Source organism: Vibrio sp. C8 (genome assembly GCF_054051265.1).
Genome location: NZ_JBPAOE010000029.1, coordinates 1 through 1,353, shown reverse-complemented (window position 1 = coordinate 1,353; position 1,353 = coordinate 1). Strand labels below are relative to the sequence as shown.

Genomic DNA, 1,353 nt, shown 5'->3' with positions numbered 1-1,353 from the left:
GGTTCTTCTCCGGTTACATGAGCTTGACAGATGGATAAAAGATTGAGGATGTCTCTGGGACAGAGATTTGTTTAATCTTCAATTTAAAATATTCAGTATCTCTTATCCCTCTGGCTCTTTTCCTCAACATACCAATCGATACATTTCCAGCTTCAATTGCGGCACTGGTTAAATGGTAAGTTGCGTAGTTACAGATCCCTTTTTTATGTCGCTGAAGTGTCCCAACAAAGCTTTGTAAACTCAGTATTCCTGACTGCATTGCCAGGTGGCACCATTGCTCAAGCTTATGTTCCATTTCTAGGTAGTTCGTGCTGTTCCAGATTTGTTGAAGCTGTTCCTTCATCATGTAGATAAAACAAAGGTGTTTGTTGGATTCTAGCAACTCATCGAGCTTATCTGATTGTGAAGAAGACAGTTTTCCTGCGTTCTTTAGTAGTAAAAACAGAGAGCCTTTTATCAGTTTTTTGTCTTTGTGATTTTCGGCTTTTTTAAATTCAAATGAACGCTCTTTCCGTATTATCTTGCTATATAGCTGCATGACATGAAAACGGTCAAAGACGATATCTGCATTGGGTAGATGCTCTGTGACCGCTTTTATGTAGGAATCGCCCATATCCATAGCTACAGCTTTAATTTGTTCAGCGGTTGCTCGAGATAACTGCGTTAAAAAACGACTTAATGTATCGCTTGTCCTTCCATGTTCAACCCATATCAAGCGACCTGTATTCATATCGTAAACCACCGTCATATAATCATGCCCTTTAGCTCTAGCGACTTCATCAACACCGATATGAGTCAATCCAGTAAGCAGCGCCGGGTCACTGGGAGGCAACGTCCGATTCAATAACGCTTTATCGATATTTTTGACGGTTTCCCATCGCAAACCAAAATGTTTTGCTATTACGCTAATCGGCATATGACGGCATAACCCGCTAATCTGGTGACAGAAGCGTTTTGAGTATCGAACACCTTTCTCAACAAATTCACTTTCCTCAATAAGTCGAACGCCGTCAGTATTTCTGGTTTGAGCTAATTCAATATGAACACGACATTGGAGACCACTAATCGGTAAGTCATGAATAATTCGAGTGAGATAGGTATTAACTGTACTCCGCTGTAGGGAGTTTGGCGTTTTGACTGAAAATCGACGGTCTCTACGGCAGAAAACATCAATAGACTGAGAATGAGTATCGAGTTTAACAGAGCGAATAACCTGTCCATCGATACGTAAAAGACCAGAAATAGAATAAGTCAAAATACAGCTCTAACATACCAACTATAAATATATTAATAATCAGTATGATAGAGATTGATGTACATGGGAATCAGACTCATCAAAGCGGAGAAGAGCCA

At 40.1% G+C, this 1,353-nt stretch carries 1 protein-coding gene; it reads right to left on the bottom strand.

The annotated features are described in order from the left end of the window. Window positions 1–13 precede the first annotated feature (13 nt). On the bottom strand, window positions 14–1,255 hold the full coding sequence (locus ACRQQK_RS14185; protein ID WP_457512468.1) for an ISL3 family transposase: 1,242 nt from the start codon (window positions 1,253–1,255) through the stop codon (window positions 14–16). Window positions 1,256–1,353 lie beyond the last annotated feature (98 nt).